Here is a 15,680-nt window from a genome sequence, read left to right as displayed (position 1 = left end):
GCAGCGCAAATAAGCGTTCGGCTATGCAAATTGGGCCTTTGATACGGCCCGTAACGGTGGCCTATCCTACTGATGGCTCCGACCGACCACCACTCGGAATCTGTATTTTGCGAAAATGTTGTGGTTATTACTACATTTTCCCTTGAGTGATGCCTTGAAAAAAGGTATTTGTAGCTTAACTTGATAAAAGAACAAACATCATGCCTTCGATTACGGTTGAACCGTGCACCTTTGCCTTGTTCGGCGCCCTCGGCGATCTGGCCTTGCGCAAACTGTTTCCTGCCCTTTATCAACTCGATGGCGCAGGCCTCTTGCACGAGGATACGCGCATTATCGCGCTGGCCCGTGAGCCGGGCAGCGAGCAGGAGCACCTGGCGTTCATCGCTTCAGAGCTGCGCCGTTACGTGGGTGCCAAAGAGCTGGACGAAGCTGTGGTCGAACGCTTCCTGGCCCGTTTGAGCTACCTGCATGTCGACTTCCTCAAGGCTGACGATTACGTCGCCCTGGCCGAAATGGCCGGCAGCGCCCAGCGTGTGATCGCCTACTTCGCCACGCCGGCCGCCGTTTACGGCGCAATCTGCGAGAACCTGTCGAAGGTCGGCCTGACCGAAAACACCCGCGTCGTGCTGGAAAAACCCATCGGTTCGGACCTGGAATCCTCGCGCAAGGTCAACGATGCCGTGGCGCAGTTCTTCCCGGAGAACCGCACCTACCGCATCGACCACTACCTGGGCAAAGAGACCGTCCAGAACCTGATCGCCCTGCGCTTCGCCAACAGCCTGTTCGAAACCCAGTGGAACCAGAATTACATCTCCCACGTGGAAATCACCGTGGCCGAGAAGGTCGGGATCGAAGGTCGCTGGGGTTACTTCGACAAGGCCGGTCAGCTGCGGGACATGATCCAGAATCACCTGCTGCAACTGCTCTGCCTGATCGCCATGGACCCGCCGGCCGACCTGTCCGCCGACAGCATCCGTGACGAGAAAGTCAAAGTGCTCAAAGCCCTGGCGCCGATCAGCCCGGAAGGCCTGACCACGCAAGTGGTGCGCGGCCAGTACATCGCCGGCTACAGCGAAGGCAAACCGGTGCCTGGCTATCTGGAAGAGCCGAATTCGAACACCCAAAGCGACACCGAAACCTTCGTCGCCCTGCGTGCGGACATTCGCAACTGGCGCTGGGCCGGCGTGCCGTTTTACCTGCGCACCGGCAAGCGCATGCCGCAGAAGCTGTCGCAGATCGTCATCCACTTCAAGGAACCGTCGCACTACATCTTCGCCCCCGAGCAGCGCCTGCAGATCAGCAACAAGTTGATCATCCGTCTGCAACCGGACGAAGGCATTTCCTTGCGCGTGATGACCAAAGAACAAGGCCTGGACAAGGGCATGCAGCTGCGCAGCGGTCCGTTGCAGCTGAATTTTTCCGACACCTGGCGTAGCGCACGGATCCCCGATGCCTACGAGCGTTTGTTGCTGGAAGTGATGCGCGGCAATCAGAACCTGTTTGTCCGTAAAGATGAAATCGAAGCCGCGTGGAAGTGGTGTGACCAGTTGATCGCCGGGTGGAAAAAATCCGGTGATGCGCCCAAGCCGTACGCGGCCGGGTCCTGGGGACCGATGAGCTCCATTGCTCTGATCACGCGGGATGGGAGGTCGTGGTATGGCGATATCTGATTTGAAACTGCCTCAGGGCGTCAGCGCCCATGAGTTCAAGAGCCCGGTGCTGTTGGCCGATGGTTTGGCGCTCAACGTGGCCAAGCAACTGAGTGACGCCATCGACGCTCGCGGCAGCGCGACGCTGGTGGTCTCCGGTGGCCGTAGCCCGGTGGCGTTTTTCCAGAACCTGGCGAAGCAGAAACTGGACTGGTCCAAGGTCGTCGTCACCCTCGCCGACGAGCGTTGGGTGCCGGTCGAGCATGCCGACAGCAATGCCGGCCTGCTCAAGCGTTATCTGCTGCAAGGCCCGGCGGCCAAGGCTCAGTTTCTGAGCCTGTACAGCGCCACCGCGAACCTTGAGCTGGCCGCCGAGCAGGCCGACCGCTTGCTCGCCGAGTTGCCGCCGATCGACGTGCTGATTCTCGGCATGGGCGACGACGGCCACACGGCCTCTCTGTTCCCGAACAGCCCGAACCTGGCCGACGCCTTGAAAGCCGACGGCACCCGTCGTTGCTACCCGATGCTGGCACCGACCGTGCCGCATCAGCGCCTGACCATGAGTCGTGCGCTGCTGGCCTCGGCCAAGACCACCGTTCTATCGATTTCCGGTCAGTCCAAGCTGACCACCCTGAGTGCCGCATTGGCCGGTGACGATGTCGCCGCCATGCCGATTCGCGCGTTTCTGCAACCTACGTTAGAGATTTACTGGTGCCCATGAGCCAAGGATCAGCCGCTATGACAATCACATCCCCGACCGTTTCCATGGCGGACAAAGTTGCCCTGATCGACAGCCTCTGCGCCAAGGCGCGGATCCTGCCGGTCATCACCATCGCTCGCGAACAGGACGTCCTGCCGCTGGCCGACGCCCTGGCTGCCGGTGGCCTGACCGCCCTGGAAGTGACCCTGCGTTCGCAGTTCGGTCTCAGGGCAATCCAGATTCTGCGTGAGCAGCGTCCGGAGTTGGTGACCGGTGCCGGTACCGTGCTGGATCGCAACATGCTTGCCGCTGCCGAAGCAGCCGGTTCGCAGTTCATCGTCACGCCGGGTATCACCCGTGACCTGCTCGAAGCCAGTGTCGACAGCCCGATCCCGCTGTTGCCCGGCATCAGCAACGCGTCCGGCATCATGGAAGGCTATGGCCTGGGCTATCGCCGCTTCAAACTGTTCCCGGCGGAAGTCAGCGGTGGCGTTGCGGCCATCAAGGCCCTCGGCGGCCCGTTCGGTGAGGTGAAATTCTGCCCGACTGGCGGCGTCAGCCCGGCCAACATCAAGAGCTACATGGCGTTGAAAAACGTGATGTGCGTGGGCGGTAGCTGGATGCTTGATCCGGAGTGGATCAAGAACGGCGACTGGGCCCGCATTCAGGAATGCACCGCCGAGGCTTTGGCGCTGCTGGACTGATATCGGCTTTACCAAACACTTCGTTGTGTGTTCTACGGCTTTACGGTGCGCTTGGTCGGTGCACCGTTTTTTTTTGCCTGATGAATTCCCCTGTAGGAGCGAGGCTTGCTCGCGAAAGCGTCGGTACAGTCAGCATTGAAGGTGACTGATCTGGCGTCTTCGCGGGCAAGCCTCGCTCCTACAGGGACATCACGCGATACATAGTTACCGCATCTCGTCGTTCAACCAGCGCTAACCTGCGTTCATCTTATGGAAGAGAGAACGTCATGGACGACTACACCTCAGTTGCACCCACACCACCGGTTTACCTGCTGTCTCCCGAGCAAATCGCCGGCCCGTTTTTCCGCAATCCGAAACTGATACGGCGCAACATCAGTGAAAGTGCCGATGGCATTCCCCTGGTGCTACGACTGACAATTGTCGATGCCATGACCGGCCAGCCTGTGACCGGGGCCTTGGTCGATATCTGGCATTGCAACGCGCGAGGTGCCTATTCGGGCTGGAGCAAGATCAATCCGGACAAGGAAGTCGATGACGGTGACATCGGCTCGGTCCCGCGCACCGACGACGACACCTATCTGCGTGGCGGGCAATTCACCGACAAAAAGGGCGTGGTGCGGTTTACCACTATCTATCCGGGGTTCTATGCCGGTCGCGCCTTGCACATCCATGTCGCCGTGCGCATCACGTCCGGCAACAACTTTCTCGACGAGCGACACGTCGCCTGGGTCGGTCAGCTGTACTTTCCCGAACCCGCCTCGCGTTCGGTGCTCAACACCCGGGAGTACGGCGGCCGATCCGCCTCGCCGCTGGCCAACAACGAAGACGTTCATTATCTGCATCAGGGCGGTGAAGCCTCGACATTAACGGTCCACCCCCTCGGTCGAGACTCGAACGAGGACGGCTTTTTCGGGCACACGACCATCGGTATCGACACGTTCGCCGCTTCAACACAAATCAAACCGGAGGACTTCGACAAATACACGGTATGACGTCAGCGCAGCTCGGTCAGCGCCCGGGCCAGCAGATCCATGTCGGCTGCGGTGGTGGTGAGCCCGGGTGTAATGCGAATACACGGCCCACTCGCCGCGCCGCTGCGCATCACGGTGAACAGGTTGTAGTCGCTGAGCAGCCGCTCGACCATCGCCTGTTGATCGGGATGCCGGGTAAAGCGCATCGAGGTAATGCCGCAATACAGTCGCGGATCATCGGGTGTCATGACATCGATTCCCGGTAGCTCGCGAACCGCATTGACCCACCGGTTGCGCAGGTAGTTGAGCCGTGTGCTCTTGGCGGCGACACCGCCCATGGCGAGATGCTCCTCGAACACCAGCGGCAGCGTCAGCAGCGCCGGGATGTTCGGTGTGCTGTACGGCGTGCGCGCGCGAATATCGGTGACCGGGAAATGCATCTCGCCCATGTCCGGGTCGATGTCGGCCAGGCGCTCAGGGGCAATGTAAATGAAGCCCAGTGTCAGAGGCGCGCCGATCCATTTATGCAGGTTGAAACCGGCGAAAGAGATGCCCAGTTCATCCAGATTGAACTCGATCTGGCCCAAGGCATGCGCGCCATCAAGAATCACGTCGATGCCGTGTTCCTTCGCGGCGGCAGCAATGGCCTGCACCGGCATGACCAATCCGGTGCGATGGGTAACGTGGGTCAGGGCCATCAATTTGAGTTTTGGATAACGCACGAAGGCGTCGCGATAGGTGGTTAGCAAACTGTCGAAAGTTGCGGGGTGGGCGTGGTCGATTTCAATCACTTCCACGCCGCGATGCCGGGCCAGCCAACGCATCGCGCCTTTGACCGTGTCGTACTCCAGATCGCAAATCAGCACCTGATCGCCCGGTTGAAGACGATTGTAGTTGCGGATCAGCGATTGCAAACCGTCCGAGGCGTTGCGGGTGAGGGCCACGGCTTCGGCTGGAACATTGATCAGGCTGGCGAGCTGTGCCCTGATCTCGAGGCTTTCGACCTGTTCAAAACGCTGGCGCACATGCACCGAGTTGCTGCGATTGATCAAATCGATGTTGCGCTGATACTCCTCGACCACGGTGCGCGACATTCGCCCGAAATAGCCGTTTTCCAGGTTGATGGGCCCGGGTTCGACCGAGTAGCGGTCGGCAAAGGTCTTCCAGAATTGTTCATCACGGGCGCGACGGGTGTTATCGGGCATGAGCTACTCGGTTCTTGTGCGATTTCAGTGGCGTGGGGCAGGTTTGCCGTGTTTGGCGCGCAGCGGTTCGAGCAGGTCTGACAGACCGTTGTGATCAATCTCCTGCATCAGGGCCAGTAAACCGCCCAATTCGCCATGCGGGAAACCTTCGCGGGCGAACCAGTTCAGGTATTGGCCAGGCAGGTCGGCAATGATCCGGCCCTTGTATTTGCCGAAGGGCATTTCCCGGGTGATCAACAGTTCAAGCTTTTCAGGGTTCATCTATCGGTCGTCTTGATTCATCAGGCTGGAAAAATACAGGCATTCTGCATGCAGGCCAATTGACAGTTCATGCAAAAAAAGCGGATACAGATTTTGGCGTTAAAGTTAAGTAATTGAAATATAAGGAATAAATTATCGGTTCAAAGCTGGCATGCAGGGTGCAATACCTATTGCATCTTTCATCAACCCGCAAGGAATTGAAAAATGACCGACATTAATAAAGAAGCGATCTCTGTACTCAACGACCTGATTGAAACCAGCAAAGACGGTCAGGAAGGGTTCAAGACTTGCGCTGAAGACATCAAACACCCTGAACTCAAAACCCTGTTCGTGCAACGCTCGGCTGATTGCGCGTCGGCGGCTGCCGAACTCCAGAGCGCCGTGCGTTCGATGGGTGGCGATCCGGAAACTTCCACCAGCGTCAGCGGTGACCTGCACCGTCGCTGGGTCGACGTGAAAGCAATGTTCACCGGCAAGGACGAAGAAGCCGTGTTGAACGAAGCCGAACGCGGCGAAGACCATGCGCTGAAGGCTTACAAAGAAGCCATGGAAAAAATCAACAAGCACAACCTGGTGGGCATTCGTGACCTGGTTGAACGTCAGTACCACGGCGTGCAACGCAATCACGATCAGGTAAAAGCTCTGCGTAACCAGGCTCGCGCTCGCTCTTAAGCGTTCGTAGCCTGTCAAAAACGCCAGCCAGTCTGGCGTTTTTTTGTGCCTGGCGTTTATCCATGAACCAACCCCTGTAGGAGCTGTCGAGTGAAACGAGGCTGCGATCTTTTGATCTTGCTTTTAAAAAGATCAAGATCAAAAGATCGCAGCCTCGTTTCATTCGACAGCTCCTACATTGATTGCGATGTTTTGATGGATGGGTGCTGAACCCGACTATCGTTAAATCGTCCTTTCAAGAGTGTTTTTCGTGCCTATCACTTTACAGGCCTTGTTTGCGCCTGACCGCCGTGCACTACAGTTTGCGATCAAGACCCTGATCGGCGGCGGCCTGGCGCTGTGGCTGGCGTTGCGCTGGGGCCTGGAGCAACCCGCCTGGGCGCTGATGACGGCGTTCATCGTCGCTCAGCCGTTGTCCGGAATGGTGGTGCAGAAGGGGTTGGCGCGGCTGCTGGGTACGCTGGTCGGAACGATCATGTCGGTGGTGTTCATGGGGTTGTTCGCCCAGACGCCCTGGCTGTTTCTACTGGCATTGGCGTTGTGGCTCGGGCTGTGTACGGCGAGTTCGACGCTGTTGCGCAGCGCCTGGTCCTATTCATTTGTGCTGGCCGGTTACACGGTGGCGATCATCGCGTTGCCGGCCATCACTCATCCGCTGACGGTGTTCGACCAGGCCGTGGCGCGCTGCACGGAAATCTGTCTGGGCATCCTCTGCGCCACGGCGGCCAGTGCATTGATTTGGCCGATGCGGGTCGAGCGGCAACTGGCGGATCAAGCTCAAGCCGCCTGGAACAGCGGGATGAATGCGGCGCGTGCCACCCTGGCCGGCGATGCTCAGGCGCGTAAAGGCCTGCTGGAAATCCTCGGGCGAATTGTCGCTGTCGATGCCCAGCGCGAACATGCCTGGTTTGAAGGTGGCCTCGGTCGGCAGCGCGCGCGTGCCATCAGCGGTTTGAGTCAGAAGCTCTTGATGCTGCTGCGCATCGCCCGTTCGGTGCGCCGTCAGTGGAAGCAATTGGAACCCCAGGAAGCCAAGCAACTGCAGCCCTGGATGACCGAGGTTCAGGCCGCGCTCAGCGGTGCCGATACCGCGACCCTGCAAGCGTTGCGGCCGAGGTTGCTCGATGCGTCCCACGATCCGCACATCAGCTCCGCGCAGAGTTACTGCCTGGCCCGTTTCACCTTGCTGCTCGATACCGCAATGGCGGCCACTGCGGCGTTGAAAGCGGTGGAGGAGGGCCGCGAAACGGTGGATCCGCCACGCACGCTGACGCCGCACCGTGACCTGTCATTGGCGCTGGTGTTCGGTGCGCGCAGTGCCTTGGCGTTTCTGGTGGTGTCGTGCTTCTGGCTGGCGACGGCCTGGCCCGCCGCGTCGGGCGCCCTGGTGCTGACGTGCGTGGTGTGCAGCCTGTTTGCCAGTCGCGAGAACGGCGCGCAGATCGGTATGAGTTTCATGCGGGGGATTTTTCTGGCGATTCCGACGGCGTTTTTCGTCGGGCAGATTTTGCTGCCGCAATGGAGCGGTTTTGCGTTGCTCTGCATGGGCATGGGCGTGCCGTTGTTTTTCGGTGCGCTGGGCATGGCCAAGCCGCAGATCGGCGCCACAGCCACTTCGTTCTGTCTGCACTTCATCGTGCTGGTGTCGCCGTTGAACGCGATGAAGTTCGACGTCGCCACGTTCTTCAACAGTGCCCAGGCGATGGTGGTCGGTGTCGGCGCGGCGGTGCTGGCGTTTCATTTGCTGATCCTGCGTAACCCGGCGTGGCATGGCCGGCGCTTGCTGGCGGCGACGCTCGACGATCTGGTGCGGCTGACCCGACGCAATCTACGCGGTGCCGAAAGCTGGTTTGGCGGGCGTATGGCCGACCGTTTGCTGCAACTGGCGCGGCACTATCCTGAACTGCCGGAACCGGCGCGCAGTCGCTGGGATGACGGTTTGCTTGGCCTCGATATCGGTGATGAATTGCTGCATCTGCGTTTGAGCCTGGCAGTGGCGCAAGTGCCCGTCAGCGCGCCTCAACGGCGGTATCTCGAACAGTTGGAAAAAGTCCTCGAACAAGGTCCTGCGGGCAACTTCGCCGATGCGTTGAAGCAGCCCAGCGAAGACTTCTTGAAAACCTTGTACGCATTGCCGCCCAGCGATGCCGTAAAACTGGCCCAGGGCGCGGTGCTGCAATTGCAAAGCAGCTGGCGCGCCTGGTGCCGTCAACAGGAGCAAAGCCATGGGCTTGCGTGAGTGGTCGGTGGGCGGCGTGCTGCTCAGTCCGTTTCTGATTTATGTGCTGCTGGCGCTGCTCGTCACCGGAGCTTTGCGCATGCTGTTGCGCCTGACGCCGGTCGGCCGCTGGATCTGGCACGAAGCATTGTTTGATTGCGCCTTGTACGTCTGTGTATTGACCCTGATCACCGTCGTCCTCGGACCTTTATAAGGAGTAAAAAATGCGTACCCCCGTACGTGTCGCGATAACCCTGTGCCTGGTGGCGGTGGCGATTTTTGCCGGTTTCCATTTGTGGCAGTACTACATGCTCACGCCCTGGACCCGGGACGCGCGAATCCGCGCCGACGTGGTGGTGATCGCCCCGGACGTCTCGGGTTGGGTGCGTGAGCTGAAGGCGTTCGATAACCAGCCGGTCAAGGCCGGCGATCTGTTGCTGAGCATCGATCGTGATCGTTTCGAAGCGGCGCTGGAGAAGGCCCAGGCGGTGGTGCAGACCCGCCAGCAACAACTCAATCTGCGTGAACGCGAAGCCAGTCGCCGCGCCAGTCTCGGGCCGCAAGCGATCAGTGCCGAACTGCGCGAGAACGCGCAAATCAACGCCGGCATCGCCCGTGGTGAATTGCGTGAAGCTCAAGCGGAAGCCAAGGTCGCTGAACTCAATCTGGCGCGCAGTCAGGTCCATGCGCCTCGCAGCGGCCACATCACTAACCTGCGCCTGGCCCAAGGCAATTACGTGAATGCCGGGCAGCCGGTGATGGCGTTGATCGATGATTCGACGTTCTATGTGCAGGCGTATTTCGAGGAAACCAAGTTGTCGCGGATTCGGGTGGGCGATCCGGTGAAGGTCTGGTTGATGAGCGCGGGGGAAGCGCTGGACGGGCATGTAGAAAGCATCAGCCGCGGGATTACCGATCGCAATACCACGCCGGACGGGCAGTTATTGGCGGAGGTGGAACCGACGTTCAACTGGGTGAGGCTGGCGCAGCGGATTCCGGTGCGGATCAAGATTGATCAGTTGCCGGAGGGGATGAATTTGAGTTCGGGGATGACGGCGAGTGTGCAGGTGCAGGAGGGGGATTAAGATCAAAAGATCGCAGCCTCGTTTCACTCGACAGCTCCTACAGGTGTACACAAAACCTTGTAGGAGCTGTCGAGTGCAACGAGGCTGCGATCTTTTAAGGGCAATCAGCCGATGCTGATCGCTGGCAGGGTAGTCAACGTCACGGTCTGCTGCTTGCGCGGCGCCAGAATCTCGGCCTCGCCATCCACCACCAATTCATCGCGCTGGTTAAACACGCGAGTGGCAATCCGCACACGAAACTTCGGCAGTTTCTCGAGGATTTCCAGGCGCACGGTCAGGGTGTCGCCAATCTTCACCGGCTTCTGAAAGCTCATCTGCTGACCGATATAAATAGTCCCCGGCCCAGGCAACTCACAGGCAACGGCCGCGCTGATCAGTGCACCGCTGAACATACCGTGGGCGATGCGTTCCTTGAACATGGTGCTCGCGGCGTATTCGGCGTCCAGGTGCACCGGGTTGTGGTCACCGGACATCGCGGCGAACAACTGAATGTCGCGCTCTTCGACCGTCTTGCTGTAGCTGGCGGTCTGGCCGACTTCGAGGGCTTCGTAAGGGGTGTTGGTAACCTGGGTCATCTGTTTCAATTCCTGTGACAAATAAAAAATCCACAAAAAAACTATTCCGATCTGGGTGGCCGGCGGTGGCTCAGCGCCTGGGCGATCCAGTTCAACACGTCATTGATCACTTCATCGCGGTTGCTCTCGTTGAACAGTTCATGCCGTGCCTGCGGGTAAATAGTCAGTTGCAGGTTCTGGCTGCCGGCCGCGCGCAGCGCTTGGGCCAGATCGTTCAGACGCTTGCCTTCGCTCACCGGATCACATTCACCGCCAATCACCAACAGCGGCAGGCCCGGATCGATCTGAGCGAGATTGGACGCTTTGCTGATTTGCTGCAAGCCGCCAAGCAAATCGATCCACAACTGATTGGTGCAACGAAAGCCGCAGAGCGGGTCGTTGGCGTACAGATCGACTTCCGCCGGATCCCGGCTGAGCCAGTCGAATCGCGTGCGCACCGGTTTGAATTTCTTGTTGAACGAGCCGAACGACAGCCACTCGATCAGCGCACTGCGACCCTTGCCGCCCTGGCGCAGACGTTCTAGCCGGGCGATTTGTCGCGCTGCGCGATAAAGCGCGATGGGCTGGAAGTTCGAACCGCTGAGCACCGCGCCATGCAGGCTGGCGCTGTGGTGCAGCAAATAGGCCTGGGCGATGTAGCTGCCCATGCTGTGGCCGAGCAGCACGATCGGCACACCGGGATGTTGCTGGCCGATGTGTTGGTTGAGGCTGGCCAGGTCGCCGACCACTTTGCACCAGCCATCGTCATCGGCGAAATGGCCGAGTGTCCCGTTTTCGGCAGTTTTGCCATGTCCACGCAGGTCCGGCGCGTAGACGCCGTAACCCTGCTCGCAGAATTTCTCCGCCAGACGGGCGTAGCGACCACTGTGTTCAGCCATGCCATGGGCCAGCAGGATCACCGCTTTCAAAGGCGGATCGGGCAGCCACTGGTTGACGTAGAGGCGGCTGCGGTCACTCGCGGTCAGCCAGAAAGTGTCGTGGATCATGGCGATTCCTTTGCATGGATGGGTCACAGGCACGATGCATTGTATAGCGCATCCTTTCGCTCCCGTCTGATCAGGCCACGCCGCTGCAGCAAGATTCACACGGTCAATGACGCCCGTTGGCATATTTGCCTGATTCGCCATAGCTGCTAGTGTCCGTGAAGCTCCGCTTTTTCACTTCTTGTTCTTAACGAAGAGAAAAGTGGCCCGGATAGGCTCAGGTAAAGAGGACAAGAACAATGCAACCTGATTTCTGGAATGACAAACGCCCGGCCGGCGTGCCCCTGGATATTGACCTTGGAGCCTATAAGTCGGTGCTTGAGGTGTTCGAGCGTTCCTGCAAGAAATTCGCTGATCGCCCGGCGTTCAGCAACATGGGCGTGACCCTGACCTACGCCGAACTGGAACGCTACAGCCTGGCGTTCGCCGGTTACCTGCAAGCTCACACCGACCTGGTGCCGGGGGATCGCATTGCGGTGCAGATGCCCAACGTCCTGCATTACCCGATTGCCGTGTTCGGTGCCTTGCGCGCCGGGCTGATCGTGGTCAACACCAACCCGCTGTACACCGCGCGGGAAATGCGTCATCAGTTCAAGGACTCCGGCGCCCGGGCGCTGGTGTACCTGAACGTGTTCGGGCAGAAGGTCCAGGAAGTGCTGCCCGACACCGACATCCAGTACCTGATCGAAGCGAAAATGGGCGACCTGATGCCCAGCGCCAAGGGCTGGCTGGTCAACACCATGGTCAGCAAGGTGAAGAAGATGGTCCCTGCCTATTCCTTGCCCCAGGCGATTTCCTTCAAGAGCGCGCTGCGTCTGGGCCGGGGCCTGGGCATCAAGCCGCTGAAAGTCGGCCTCGACGACATCGCGGTGTTGCAATACACCGGCGGCACCACCGGCCTGGCCAAGGGCGCGATGCTGACCCACGGCAACCTGGTGGCGAACATGCAGCAGGCGCGGGCGTGCCTCGGGCAGTTCGGCAACGACGGTCAGCCACTGCTGCGCGAAGGTCAGGAAGTGATGATCGCGCCGCTGCCGCTGTATCACATCTATGCGTTCACGGCGAACTGCATGTGCATGATGGTGACCGGAAACCACAACGTGCTGATCACTAATCCTCGCGACATCGGCGGCTTCATCAAGGAGCTGAAGAACTGGCGGTTCTCGGCGTTGCTGGGGCTCAATACGCTGTTCGTTGCGCTGATGGATCACCCTGATTTCAAGACCCTGGATTTCTCCAGCCTCAAACTCACCAACTCCGGCGGCACCGCGCTGGTCAAGGCTACCGCGGAGCGTTGGGAGCAGCTCACCGGGTGCCGCATCACCGAAGGTTACGGCCTGACCGAAACGTCGCCGGTGGCTTGCACCAACCCGTACGGCGACAAATCGCGGATCGGCACGGTCGGCCTGCCAGTGCCGGGCACCACGCTGAAAGTGATCAACGATGAAGGCGTCGAGCAGCCCTTGGGCGAACGCGGCGAACTGTGCATCAAGGGCCCGCAGATCATGAAGGGCTACTGGCAGAAACCGGAAGCCACCGCCGAGGTGCTGGATGCCGAGGGCTGGTTTAAGTCCGGCGACATCGCGGTGATCGACCCGGACGGTTTTGTGCGCATCGTCGATCGCAAGAAAGACATGATCATCGTCTCGGGTTTCAACGTGTACCCGAACGAGATCGAAGACATCGTGATGGCTCACCCGAAAGTCGCCAACTGCGCGGTGATCGGCGTGCCGGACGAGCGTTCGGGGGAGGCTGTGAAGTTGTTTGTGGTGGCCCGCGAATCGGGGGTCAGCCTTGAAGAGCTGAAGGCGTACTGCAAGGAAAACTTCACGGCGTACAAAGTGCCCAAGCACATTGTGTTGCGTGAGTCGTTGCCGATGACGCCGGTGGGCAAGATTCTGCGGCGGGAGTTGCGGGATATTGCATAGGCGTTGAATGCCCGCGCTTTGCGCGTTCGCGGGCAAGCCTCGCTCCTACAGGTTTTGTGTTGTTCGCCGGTTTTGGTGAACACCATCGAACCTGTAGGAGCGAGGCTTGCCCGCGATGCTTTTAAGGGAAGTCCCAAAATACGGGGCTTTCAGAGTGCTATAGAATCTTTGCTCTAAAATGACTGCTAGCAATTCTTGAGTCACAATTGTGACCATAGAGGCCGCTTTTGGCTCTAGTCGACCCTTGGCAAAGCTGCTACTCTCGGCGCGCTTTGTGACTTCTCGGGCTTATGAAAGCACTGGATTCACCAACAAACACACACCAATAATAATCGCATCAAATGCGGTGCTGAATTCGCGTTGCTGAGGAGTGGGCTTCCATGAACGAAGACTTTTGGAAGGATAAGTACCCTGCCGGGATTGCTGCCGAGATCAATCCAGACGAGTATCCGAATATTCAGGCAGTGTTGAAACGATCCTGCCAACGCTTCGCCGACAAACCGGCATTCAGCAACCTGGGCAAGACAATCACCTACGGTGAACTGTACGAATTGTCCGGTGCCTTTGCCGCTTACCTGCAACAGCATACCGACTTGCAGCCGGGCGATCGAATCGCCGTGCAACTGCCCAACGTGTTGCAGTACCCGGTAGCCGTATTCGGTGCCATTCGCGCCGGGCTGATCGTGGTCAACACCAACCCGCTGTACACCGCGCGGGAAATGGAACACCAATTCAACGACTCCGGTGCCAAAGCCCTGGTCTGCCTGGCCAACATGGCGCATCTGGCCGAGACCGTGGTGCCGAAAACCGGCGTCAAGCACGTGATCGTCACGGAAGTGGCCGACCTGCTGCCACCGCTCAAGCGCCTGCTGGTCAACAGCGTCATCAAGTACGTGAAGAAGATGGTCCCGGCGTATCACTTGCCCAAGGCCATCAAGTTCAACGACGTGCTGAGCAAGGGCCACGGCCAGCCAGTGGCGGAAGCCAACCCGGCCAGCAGCGACGTTGCCGTGCTGCAATACACCGGCGGCACCACCGGCGTGGCCAAGGGCGCGATGTTGACCCATCGCAACCTCGTCGCCAACATGCTGCAGTGCAAGGCGCTGATGGGTTCCAACCTTAATGAAGGTTGCGAGATCCTGATCACGCCGCTGCCGCTGTACCACATCTATGCCTTCACCTTTCATTGCATGGCGATGATGCTGATCGGCAACCACAACATCCTGATCAGCAACCCGCGCGATTTGACGGCGATGGTCAAGGAACTGTCGAAGTGGAAGTTCAGCGGTTTCGTCGGCCTCAACACTTTGTTTGTGGCGCTGTGCAACAACGAAGCGTTCCGCAAGCTGGATTTCTCCGCATTGAAAGTCACCTTGTCCGGCGGCATGGCCCTGCAACTGGCCGCGGCCGAGCGCTGGAAAGCGGTCACCGGTTGCGCCATCTGCGAAGGTTACGGCATGACCGAAACCAGCCCCGTGGCCACGGTGAACCCGATCCAGCACATCCAGATCGGCACCATCGGTATTCCGGTTCCGTCGACCGTGTGCAAAGTCATCGACGATGCCGGCGTTGAGCAGCCGTTAGGCGAAATCGGCGAATTGTGTGTGAAAGGTCCGCAAGTGATGAAGGGCTACTGGCAGCGTCAGGACGCCACCGATGAAATGCTCGACAGCGAAGGCTGGTTGAAGACCGGTGACATCGCGGTGATCCAGCCTGACGGCTACATGCGTATTGTCGACCGCAAGAAAGACATGATCCTGGTCTCCGGTTTCAACGTTTACCCGAACGAACTGGAAGACGTGCTGGCGACTCTGCCGGGCGTGCTGCAATGCGCGGCCATCGGCGTGCCGGACGAGAAATCGGGCGAGGCGATCAAGATCTTCATCGTCGCCAAACCGGGCGTGACGTTGACCAAGGAGCAGGTGATGGAACACATGCGTGCGAACGTGACCGGCTACAAGGTCCCGCGCTCCGTGGAGTTCCGCGATGCGCTGCCGACCACCAACGTCGGCAAGATCCTGCGTCGTGAGTTGCGCGACGAAGAGCTGAAAAAGATCAACGCCAAGAAAGTCGGCGCGTAACCCACAAAAAGCCCCGCGGAGATGCGGGGCTTTTTTTGCTCATCTGGTAGGTCTTCGTTGCCTGTCAGGTCGCCTTCGCGAGCAAGCCCGCTCCCACATTCGATCGCATTCTGTCTGGAGGAACGCGGTTAAATGTGGGAGCGGGCTTGCTCGCGAAGCGTTTGATTTTGCCTTTGGCTTAGAGGCGAAACGGCGCGAAATTGACGTTGGTGCCCGCCGGGCGCATGTCCTGCAGGTACGAATCCTTGTCCGCGCTCAGCTCCAGGCTCAAAGCGGCTTTGCGCTTGCCTTCGTTGCGCACCACCAGGCCTTCAAGCTTCTCGCGCAGGAACACCGTCGGCACTTTCAGGTGCAGCAGTTCGTCGGTATCCGGCGTGTGCATCAGCAGGTGAACCCATTCGTACTGACCAATGGCCAGGCGCGCCACCGGGATATCGAACCACCAGATGTTGCGGTTGCGGTTCAGTTCGGTGAAATGGCAGTTGTTGACGCCAAGCACAGCACCGCCAAGTTCCTGGTTTCTGCGGGCAATGGCCTGCTTTTTATCGAGTTTCATAACATTCCTACGGGATTGGATCTTCAGCGCCATGGCCTGAATACGTTGCGCATTCTCGGGGGTTGGTCGGCAAACATAAAGCCTGATCTGCA

General features: G+C 59.2%; 15 protein-coding genes. 10 read left to right on the top strand and 5 right to left on the bottom strand.

Annotated elements, in window-relative coordinates; translation table 11 throughout:
- Positions 1-200: 200 nt before the first annotated feature.
- The 4 genes from zwf to ACA049_RS23590 all read left to right on the top strand — a co-directional run bounded on the left by zwf (position 201) and on the right by ACA049_RS23590 (position 4,045).
- The gene (gene zwf, locus ACA049_RS23605; RefSeq protein WP_497330252.1) at positions 201-1,670 is read left to right on the top strand and encodes a glucose-6-phosphate dehydrogenase; all 1,470 of its coding nucleotides are present in this window, start codon (positions 201-203) and stop codon (positions 1,668-1,670) included.
- Positions 1,657-2,370 carry a 6-phosphogluconolactonase gene (gene pgl, locus ACA049_RS23600; protein WP_497330250.1) on the top strand — a complete coding sequence of 238 codons (714 nt, stop codon included), beginning with the start codon at positions 1,657-1,659 and terminating at the stop codon, positions 2,368-2,370. Before zwf ends, pgl begins: the two co-directional genes overlap by 14 nt.
- A gap of 17 nt (positions 2,371-2,387) precedes the next feature.
- Entirely contained in the window at positions 2,388-3,053 is a 666-nt protein-coding gene (locus ACA049_RS23595; protein WP_497330248.1) for a bifunctional 4-hydroxy-2-oxoglutarate aldolase/2-dehydro-3-deoxy-phosphogluconate aldolase, read from the top strand.
- Positions 3,054-3,319: 266 nt separating this feature from the next.
- Complete coding sequence (locus ACA049_RS23590; protein WP_497330246.1) at positions 3,320-4,045, top strand: intradiol ring-cleavage dioxygenase; 726 nt, start codon at positions 3,320-3,322, stop codon at positions 4,043-4,045.
- 2 nt (positions 4,046-4,047) lie between these two features.
- Here ACA049_RS23590 and ACA049_RS23585 read toward each other — a convergent pair whose 3' ends face one another.
- Positions 4,048-5,229 (bottom strand): aminotransferase class V-fold PLP-dependent enzyme, encoded by a 1,182-nt coding sequence (locus ACA049_RS23585; RefSeq protein ID WP_497330244.1) that lies wholly within the window; start codon positions 5,227-5,229, stop codon positions 4,048-4,050.
- Between the two features lie 24 nt (positions 5,230-5,253).
- Positions 5,254-5,490, bottom strand: a complete 237-nt coding sequence (locus tag ACA049_RS23580) for a DUF3820 family protein (RefSeq protein WP_010457368.1) — start codon at positions 5,488-5,490, stop codon at positions 5,254-5,256.
- Positions 5,491-5,694: 204 nt separating this feature from the next.
- Here ACA049_RS23580 and ACA049_RS23575 point away from each other — a divergent pair, with 204 nt between their 5' ends.
- The 4 genes from ACA049_RS23575 to ACA049_RS23560 all read left to right on the top strand — a co-directional run bounded on the left by ACA049_RS23575 (position 5,695) and on the right by ACA049_RS23560 (position 9,465).
- The gene (locus tag ACA049_RS23575; protein ID WP_497330242.1) at positions 5,695-6,162 is read left to right on the top strand and encodes a ferritin-like domain-containing protein; all 468 of its coding nucleotides are present in this window, start codon (positions 5,695-5,697) and stop codon (positions 6,160-6,162) included.
- Positions 6,163-6,412: 250 nt separating this feature from the next.
- A complete protein-coding gene (locus tag ACA049_RS23570; RefSeq protein WP_497330240.1) occupies positions 6,413-8,401 on the top strand; it encodes an FUSC family protein in 1,989 nt (662 codons plus the stop codon).
- Positions 8,388-8,594 carry a DUF1656 domain-containing protein gene (locus ACA049_RS23565; RefSeq protein ID WP_008151119.1) on the top strand — a complete coding sequence of 69 codons (207 nt, stop codon included), beginning with the start codon at positions 8,388-8,390 and terminating at the stop codon, positions 8,592-8,594. Before ACA049_RS23570 ends, ACA049_RS23565 begins: the two co-directional genes overlap by 14 nt.
- Positions 8,595-8,604: 10 nt before the next feature.
- Positions 8,605-9,465 (top strand): efflux RND transporter periplasmic adaptor subunit, encoded by an 861-nt coding sequence (locus ACA049_RS23560; RefSeq protein ID WP_497330238.1) that lies wholly within the window; start codon positions 8,605-8,607, stop codon positions 9,463-9,465.
- A 104-nt stretch (positions 9,466-9,569) separates the two neighbouring features.
- Here ACA049_RS23560 and ACA049_RS23555 read toward each other — a convergent pair whose 3' ends face one another.
- Positions 9,570-10,040 carry a MaoC family dehydratase gene (locus ACA049_RS23555; RefSeq protein ID WP_497330236.1) on the bottom strand — a complete coding sequence of 157 codons (471 nt, stop codon included), beginning with the start codon at positions 10,038-10,040 and terminating at the stop codon, positions 9,570-9,572.
- A 41-nt stretch (positions 10,041-10,081) separates the two neighbouring features.
- On the bottom strand, positions 10,082-11,026 hold the full coding sequence (locus ACA049_RS23550; RefSeq protein WP_497330235.1) for an alpha/beta hydrolase: 945 nt from the start codon (positions 11,024-11,026) through the stop codon (positions 10,082-10,084).
- Between the two features lie 236 nt (positions 11,027-11,262).
- Between ACA049_RS23550 and fadD2 the strand changes: the two genes are divergently transcribed.
- Both fadD2 and fadD1 read left to right on the top strand, forming a co-directional pair.
- On the top strand, positions 11,263-12,951 hold the full coding sequence (fadD2, locus tag ACA049_RS23545; protein ID WP_497330233.1) for a long-chain-fatty-acid--CoA ligase FadD2: 1,689 nt from the start codon (positions 11,263-11,265) through the stop codon (positions 12,949-12,951).
- A 380-nt stretch (positions 12,952-13,331) separates the two neighbouring features.
- Entirely contained in the window at positions 13,332-15,032 is a 1,701-nt protein-coding gene (gene fadD1, locus ACA049_RS23540) for a long-chain-fatty-acid--CoA ligase FadD1 (RefSeq protein ID WP_497330231.1), read from the top strand.
- A gap of 178 nt (positions 15,033-15,210) precedes the next feature.
- Here fadD1 and ACA049_RS23535 read toward each other — a convergent pair whose 3' ends face one another.
- The gene (locus tag ACA049_RS23535) at positions 15,211-15,588 is read right to left on the bottom strand and encodes a hypothetical protein (protein ID WP_109634211.1); all 378 of its coding nucleotides are present in this window, start codon (positions 15,586-15,588) and stop codon (positions 15,211-15,213) included.
- Positions 15,589-15,680: the final 92 nt, after the last annotated feature.

This window comes from Pseudomonas sp. LBUM1662, assembly GCF_059695915.1.
This window is presented reverse-complemented; position numbering and strand designations above follow the sequence as displayed.